Annotated in this window: 8 protein-coding genes; 4 read left to right on the forward strand and 4 right to left on the reverse strand. The window is 75.8% G+C overall.

What is annotated here, in order from left to right:
* The first annotated feature begins 108 nt into the window (after positions 1-108).
* The gene (locus G3I42_RS00600; RefSeq protein ID WP_164281894.1) at positions 109-783 is read left to right on the forward strand and encodes an HAD family hydrolase; all 675 of its coding nucleotides are present in this window, start codon (positions 109-111) and stop codon (positions 781-783) included.
* Between the two features lie 124 nt (positions 784-907).
* Positions 908-1681, forward strand: coding sequence for an ABC transporter permease (locus G3I42_RS00605; protein WP_164281895.1), 774 nt, complete (start codon positions 908-910; stop codon positions 1679-1681).
* 15 nt (positions 1682-1696) lie between these two features.
* Here the strand turns inward: G3I42_RS00605 and G3I42_RS00610 are convergent, their stop codons facing one another.
* The 4 genes from G3I42_RS00610 to G3I42_RS00625 all read right to left on the reverse strand — a co-directional run bounded on the left by G3I42_RS00610 (position 1697) and on the right by G3I42_RS00625 (position 4566).
* A complete protein-coding gene (locus G3I42_RS00610; protein WP_164281896.1) occupies positions 1697-2404 on the reverse strand; it encodes an SDR family NAD(P)-dependent oxidoreductase in 708 nt (235 codons plus the stop codon).
* 46 nt (positions 2405-2450) lie between these two features.
* Positions 2451-3011 carry an NUDIX hydrolase gene (locus tag G3I42_RS00615; protein ID WP_164281897.1) on the reverse strand — a complete coding sequence of 187 codons (561 nt, stop codon included), beginning with the start codon at positions 3009-3011 and terminating at the stop codon, positions 2451-2453.
* 159 nt (positions 3012-3170) lie between these two features.
* Positions 3171-3623, reverse strand: a complete 453-nt coding sequence (locus G3I42_RS00620; RefSeq protein ID WP_164281898.1) for a GNAT family N-acetyltransferase — start codon at positions 3621-3623, stop codon at positions 3171-3173.
* A gap of 10 nt (positions 3624-3633) precedes the next feature.
* A complete protein-coding gene (locus tag G3I42_RS00625; protein WP_164281901.1) occupies positions 3634-4566 on the reverse strand; it encodes a DMT family transporter in 933 nt (310 codons plus the stop codon).
* 83 nt (positions 4567-4649) lie between these two features.
* Here G3I42_RS00625 and G3I42_RS00630 point away from each other — a divergent pair, with 83 nt between their 5' ends.
* Both G3I42_RS00630 and G3I42_RS00635 read left to right on the forward strand, forming a co-directional pair.
* Complete coding sequence (locus tag G3I42_RS00630; protein WP_164281899.1) at positions 4650-5567, forward strand: LysR family transcriptional regulator; 918 nt, start codon at positions 4650-4652, stop codon at positions 5565-5567.
* An 83-nt stretch (positions 5568-5650) separates the two neighbouring features.
* On the forward strand, positions 5651-5962 hold the full coding sequence (locus G3I42_RS00635) for a hypothetical protein (protein ID WP_164281900.1): 312 nt from the start codon (positions 5651-5653) through the stop codon (positions 5960-5962).
* Positions 5963-6262: the final 300 nt, after the last annotated feature.

The following is a 6262-nucleotide window of genomic DNA, read 5'->3' on the forward strand; positions in this document are numbered from 1 at the left end:
GCCCGCACGGACCGGCCGGCCCGCACTGACCGGGCTGCCGCCGGACCGACCGGCCCCGTACCGACCGCCTGCCCCGTCCCGCTCGTCCCGTCCCCCGCTGGAGGCCCCGTGAACACGCCCGCCGCAGTCTTCGACGTGGACGGCACCCTTGTCGACACCAACCACCTGCACTCCGTCTGCTGGTGGGAGGCGCTGCGGCAGGCCGGGCACCGGGTGCCGTTCACCACGATCCTCGGCGCGATCGGGCTCGGCTCGACCGACCTCCTCGCGCACGTGCTCGGCGTCGGCCGCGACCGGGACGGCGACGCGGACATCAGCGCCGGGCACAAGGCGCTCTACGGCACCTACTACGACCGCCTCGCGCCCTTCGACCGCGCCGCCGACCTCCTGCGCGCACTGCACGTCGACGGCTGGCCCGTCGTCCTCGCGACCTCGGCGGGCGGCCCCGAACTCGCCGCCCTGCGCGCCGCGATCGACGCCGACGACGCGATCGACGCGACCGCGAGCGCCGACGACGTGGCGGCGGGCAAACCCGCCCCCGATCCCGTCCTCCACGCCCTCGACCAGGTCGACGCGGAAGCGGAGGGGTCCGTCTTCGTCGGCGACTCGGTGTGGGACATGCGCGCGGCCGCCGCGGCGGGACTCCACCCGATCGGGGTCCTGAGCGGCGGGGTGTGCCGCGCGGACCTCGTGGCGGCGGGCGCGCGGGAGGTGTACGCGGACGTCGCCGAACTCTTCGCGAAGCTCGGCGACAGCGCGTTCGCGCGGCGCGCGGCGGACTGAGGGCGGACGCGGGGCTCCCGCCGGGGGCGGCCCGAGCGCGTACGCGGCGAGCTTCCCGCCCGGTGCCGCCTCCGCGCCTCCCGTCCCGCCCCGCCGTCCGCCTCCCCCTGGCTACTGTGACCGGGTGCTCCTGAGTGCCTCGCAGTCGCTGCTGCCCGTCAACCTCACCCTCGGTGTGCTGATGGGCGTCCTGCTGCTGGTCGCCGCGGTGGTGGTGCGGGTCGCCCAGCTCAGCCCCGACGAGGCGACGGACCGCTCGCGGCAGGTGCTGATCGCGGGGGTGCGGGCCGCCGTGCAACTCGGGGTCGTGTCCCTCGTCATCACGTGGGCCGTCACGAACGGCCTCGGGCTGCTCGCCTTCCTGCTCGTCATGTTCGCCGTGGCGGTACGGACGGCGGGGCGGCGCCTGACGCCGAACGGGACGTGGTGGCTGACGGCCGCTCCGCTCGCCGTCGGCGTCGTCCCGGCCGTGCTCGCGCTGCTGCTCACCGGGCTCGTACCGCTCAAGGGCATCTCGCTCGTCCCGCTCACCGGCATCCTGCTCGGCGGCGCGCTCACCGCGACGGTGCTCGCGGGGCGGCGCGCGCTCGACGAACTGCGCACGCGCGAGGGAGAGGTCGAGGCCGCGCTCGCGCTCGGCCTCCCCGACCGCGACGCGCGCCTCGAAATAGCCCGCCCCGCCGCCTCGGACGCGCTGCTCCCCGGGCTCGACCAGACCCGTACGGTCGGACTCGTCACGCTGCCCGGCGCCTTCGTCGGCGTCCTCCTCGGCGGCGCGAGGCCGCTCGCCGCCGGTGCCGTGCAGCTCTTCGTCCTGCTCGCGCTCATGGCGGTGCAGTCGCTCGCCGTCTCGGTGACGGTCGAACTCGTGGCGCGGGGACGGATCAACAGGGGCTGACCGCCGCCGCGCCGCTCACCAGGGCACGACCCGCCCTTCGCGGTCCAGGTAGGCGAGCCCGGGCCTGCCGAGCCGGGACTCGACTACGTCCATGAGCAGCGGGATGCTCTCCTCGACGGTGTACGGGGCCTCGGAACCGCCGAGCGCCGTACGGATCCAGCCGGGCGCGAGCAGCAGGATCGAGCGCCGGGTCCCCTCCTGCCGGACGGCGAAACCGCGCAGGAACATGTTGAGCGCGGCCTTGCTGCCGCGGTACACCTCGCGGCCGCCCGCGGTGTTGTTGGTGATGCTGCCCTGGCCCGAGGACATCGCGCCGATGAGCCCGTCGTCGGCGACGAGGTCCGCCAGGGTTTCGATGACCCGCATCGGGCCCAGGGCGTTGGTCACCATGACGCGGACGAAGTCCTCCGTCGGCACCAGGCCGACCGGGGTGTCCTCATGGCTGGTGACGCCCGAGTTGACGAAGAGCACGTCGAGCTGACGGCCCGCGAGACGTGCGCGCAGCGCGCCGACCTGTTCGGGGTCGTCGACGTCGAGCCTCTCGACGGACACGTGCCCGCCGGAGCGCTCGGCGAGGTCCGTGAGGGGACTCGGCGCCGAGGGATCGCGGGCGGTGCCGATCACGTCCCAGCCCCGGTCGACGAAGGCGGCGGCGAGGCCGTGCCCCAGGCCGCGCGAGGCGCCGACGAGGAGAGCGGTACGGGGAGTGGTGACGGGGGGCATGCGGTTCCGATCCTCGGGGCCGGGGTTCCGATGGTAAGTGCGCCCCTCACGTATCCGCGTGACCTCCGGGCCCGTCCGCCCGGCCGAGCGGGCGCCCGTCCTCCAGCACGACGGGCCCGCCGGCCTCCCGCGCGGCGAGCGCCGCGCGCACGCGCGGCACGTCGCTCGCGACCATGTACGCGCCCAGCTCGGCGGGCCGCGCCCACACCAGGCCCGTGACCTCGCGGGGCGGCAGGACGACGGCGGCGACGTCGGCGGGGGAGAGGGTGCCGCCGTCGTACACGTAGAGGTGCTCGCCGGGGAACCGCGTGCCGGGGTCCATCCCGGGGAGCGTGGGCGGTACCCACTCCAGGACGAGCACCCGCGTGAACACGCGGACGAGCCCCAGTTCCTCGCGCACCTCCCGGCGGATCGCGGCCGAGGGCGCCTCACCCGCGTCCACCGCGCCGCCCGGGAGGAGACAGTGCGGGCGGTAGTCGACACGCTCGAGCAGCACCCGCCCCCGCCCGTCCGTGAACAGCGCGCTCACCCCCGTCCACAGCACAGCGCGCGAAGCGCCGTACGCGGCGGGGCTGAGCGCGGTGCCACGGGGCTTTTCCTCCGTCACGGGGCGATCCTTCCCCCGCGCGAGGAATCCCAGTCCCTGGGAGCGTCCGCACCGCGCCGGCCGGGTCGACCGCCCCGAAGCCGGGGCGCATCGTCGCCCCGCCAGGACGGTCGGCGGAGCCCGGTGGCGAGGTGCGGCGAACCGGCCGGGGGCGTCCGCTCAGCCCAGGTCCAGCGTCCCCACCGTCTGGCCCCCGCTCGTCTCGCCGGTCGGCAGGAAGCCCAGGCGCCGGTAGAACGCCCCGAGGCCGTCCGGGCCCGGGTGCCAGGTGGTCGTCAGGAGGTTCTTGCCCCGGCGGCGCAGTTCCTCGCCGGTCGCCGTCACCGCGAAGCGGCCGTAGCCCCGGCCCTGCGCGCCCGCGTCGATGTTCAGCCGCCACAGGCCCGAGCGGAAGTCGGTCCCGTCGCCCGTCCAGTCGATGTCGAAGAAGGCCATGAGGAAGCCGACCACGCGGTCGCCGTCCATGATCAGCCGGGGCCACGCCTCGGGGTGCACGTACGCCTCCGCGAGGGACGTGGCGACCGGGCTCACGGCGTGTTCCTGGTCGGGGCGCACGCGGACGGCGAGCGCGGCTTCGATGGTGGCCGGGGTGACGGGGGCGAGGTGGGGCACGGGGGGCAGGCTAGGGCGCGGGCACGCTCCCTGCCAGGGGTTTCCCCGACTCCCGCGAGGGCCCGGCGGGCGTCCTGGCGCGGTGGGCGCGTTCCACCGCCTGGCCCCAGTACGTGCCCGTGAGCAGGAGGGCCGCGCCCGTCGCCGACCAGGGGGTCAGGTGTTCGCCGCCGAGGGCCAGGCCCGTCGCGACCGCCCACACCGGCTCCGTGCCGAGCAGAAGGCTCGCCCGGCTCGCCGAGGTCCGCTGCACCGCCCACGTCTGCGCGAGGAAGGCGAACACGCCGCACAGCAGGGCCAGGTACAGCAGCCGGGCGCCCGTCGCCGGGCCGCTCGCCGCGAGCGCGCCCAGGTGCGGGACGGCGAAGGGGAGGACGAGGACGGTGCCGGTCGCCATCTGCACCGCGGTGAGGTGCGCCGGGTCCACGCGGTGCCGCGCGGTCACCCTGCCGACGAGCGCGACGTGCCCCGCCCGTACGAGCGCCGCCGCGAGCATCAACAGGTCGCCCACGCGCGGCAGTCCGAGCCCTTCGCCGCCCGCCCCGATGAGCCCGACCGCGACGACGCACAGGAGCGCCGCCGCGTAGAACCGCCCCGGGAGCGGCGGCCGGGTGCGGTCGAGCGGCGGGGTGAGCACGATGGTGAGGCTGATGAGGAGCCCCGCGTGCGCCGCGCTGGTGTGCGCGACCCCGTACGTCTCCAGGACGAGCACCGCCGCCTGCGTCACCCCGAGCAGCGCTCCCGCCCGTCCCTCCGTACGCGTCCAGGCGCGCCGCCGCACGAGGACCACGCCCCCGCACGCGAGCGCCCCGAGCGCGTACCGCGCGAAGAGCACGGCGAGCACGGGCAGGACGTCCGTCGCCGACTTCGCGACGAGATAACTGGAGCCCCAGACGAGGGCGACGAGGACGAGTACCGCATCGGTACGGCGCACGGCGAGCATACCGACCACGCTGCCCCACCTCGTATGTTGAAGACCAGCCCCCACCTTCTTCAGCAAAGGTGTAGCAGCACTAAAATGCGGGCGTGGACGAACGACAGCTCCGGATTCTGCGCGAACTCGGCGAGCTCGGCAGCGTGAGCGCCGTCGCCGATGCCCTGCGCGTCACCCCCTCGGCGATCTCGCAGCAACTGCGGCTGCTCCAGCGCGCGGTGCCGCTCCCGCTCACCGAACGCGACGGCCGCCGCGTCGTGTTGACGGAGGCGGGCCGTGTGCTCGCGAGCGCCGCGATCGAGGTCGAGCGCGCGCTCGCCCACGCCCGGCACACCCTCGCCGACTACGCGGGACAGCCCGCCGGCGAGGTCTCCGTGGCCGCCTTCTCCAGCGCCGCCGCCGCCTTCTTCCCGCCGCTCCTGCGCGCCTGCGCGGGCCCGGACGCGCCCCAACTCGCCCTCGCCGACGAGGACGTGGCCCAGGACCGCTTTCCCGCACTGACCCGCGCCCACGACCTCGTCCTCGCCCACCGCCTCGACCACGCCCCGCCCTGGCCGCCCACGGTGGCCGCGAGGACCCTCCTGCGTGAACCGCTCGACGTGGCACTCCCCTCGGGGCACCCCCTCGCCGCGCACGACTCCCTCACCCCCGCGCAGGTCGCGGGCGAGCCGTGGATCGCTGTCCACGACGGCTTCCCGCTCCTCGCGACGCTCGACGCGCTCGCCACGGTCGCCGGGCGCCCCCTGCAACTCGTGCACCGGGTCAACGAGTTCACCGTCTCGGCGGCGCTCGTCGCGGCGGGCGGCGGCCTCGCGCTGCTCCCGCGCTGGACGGTCCCCGCCCACCCGGGCGTCGTGCTCAGACCGCTCGACGGGGTGCACGCCCTGCGGAACGTCGATGTCCTGCACCGTCCCGAGCGGACGGCGCGGCGGGCGGTCGGCGATGTGCTGAGGCTGCTGGAGAAGGTGGCGGACGAGGTGCGGGGCGGGGGGCCGGGCGCCACGCTGTGACGTGGCTCTCTTGCGTGTCATCTCCCCTTGCCCGGCAGGCAAGTTGGCCGATCATGGAGGGAGATGACGACGGGGGACGTGGGATGAGTCAGTACGACGAGGGACACACGGTCGCGGGCTGGACGGGAGCGGCCGTCGCGGTCGCGGGCTCCGCGTGCCTCGCGGTGGCGGTGGTCGGGTGGACGCCGGGGTGGTACCTCGGCCTCGTCCTCCTGGTGGTGGCCGCGGTGCTCACCTGGGTGCTGCACCTCGCGGGCTGGGGCAAACCTGCGGGGCCGCGCCCCCGCGCCGCGTGGGGCGCGCGGGATGCCTCCGCACGCGCGGGCCACCCCGGCTGCTTCGCCTGCCGCCTCGCGGGACGGCGCGGCGACAGCACCGGGCCCGCGGGCGCCTGACAGGCAGTCCGCCGCGCGCCGCACGGCCCCTCCACCCGCCACGACACCCCGGGTCCCGGCCCATGAGACGCCCCCAGGTGTCCATTGACAGCCCCGCCGGGCCCGCCGCAGGATGAGGAACATGCACACGACTCACCCCGGTGTGGTGTGCCGCTACGTGGACCTGCGGCGCACCTCCAGCGCCCTCTGTCGCTGATCCACCGCCCTCCCGGCCCGGCGACCGCCGCCTTCCGCGTCGCCCCGGCGTTCCGGCCGCTCGCTCCCCGAGCCGCGTTCCCCGCTCCCCGCCTCTCGCGCCCG

The sequence above is a fragment of the Streptomyces sp. SID11385 genome (assembly GCF_010548245.1).
In the GTDB taxonomy this organism is placed as follows: Bacteria; Actinomycetota; Actinomycetes; order Streptomycetales; family Streptomycetaceae; genus Streptomyces.

What these genes read in the sequence shown, in the direction of transcription:
- G3I42_RS00610 (WP_164281896.1), bottom strand. Translation starts at nt 2,404, where the DNA reads ATGCCCCCCGTCACCACTCCCCGTACCGCTCTCCTCGTCGGCGCCTCG.
- G3I42_RS00625 (WP_164281901.1), bottom strand. Translation starts at nt 4,566, where the DNA reads ATGCTCGCCGTGCGCCGTACCGATGCGGTACTCGTCCTCGTCGCCCTC.
- G3I42_RS00635 (WP_164281900.1), top strand. Translation starts at nt 5,651, where the DNA reads ATGAGTCAGTACGACGAGGGACACACGGTCGCGGGCTGGACGGGAGCG.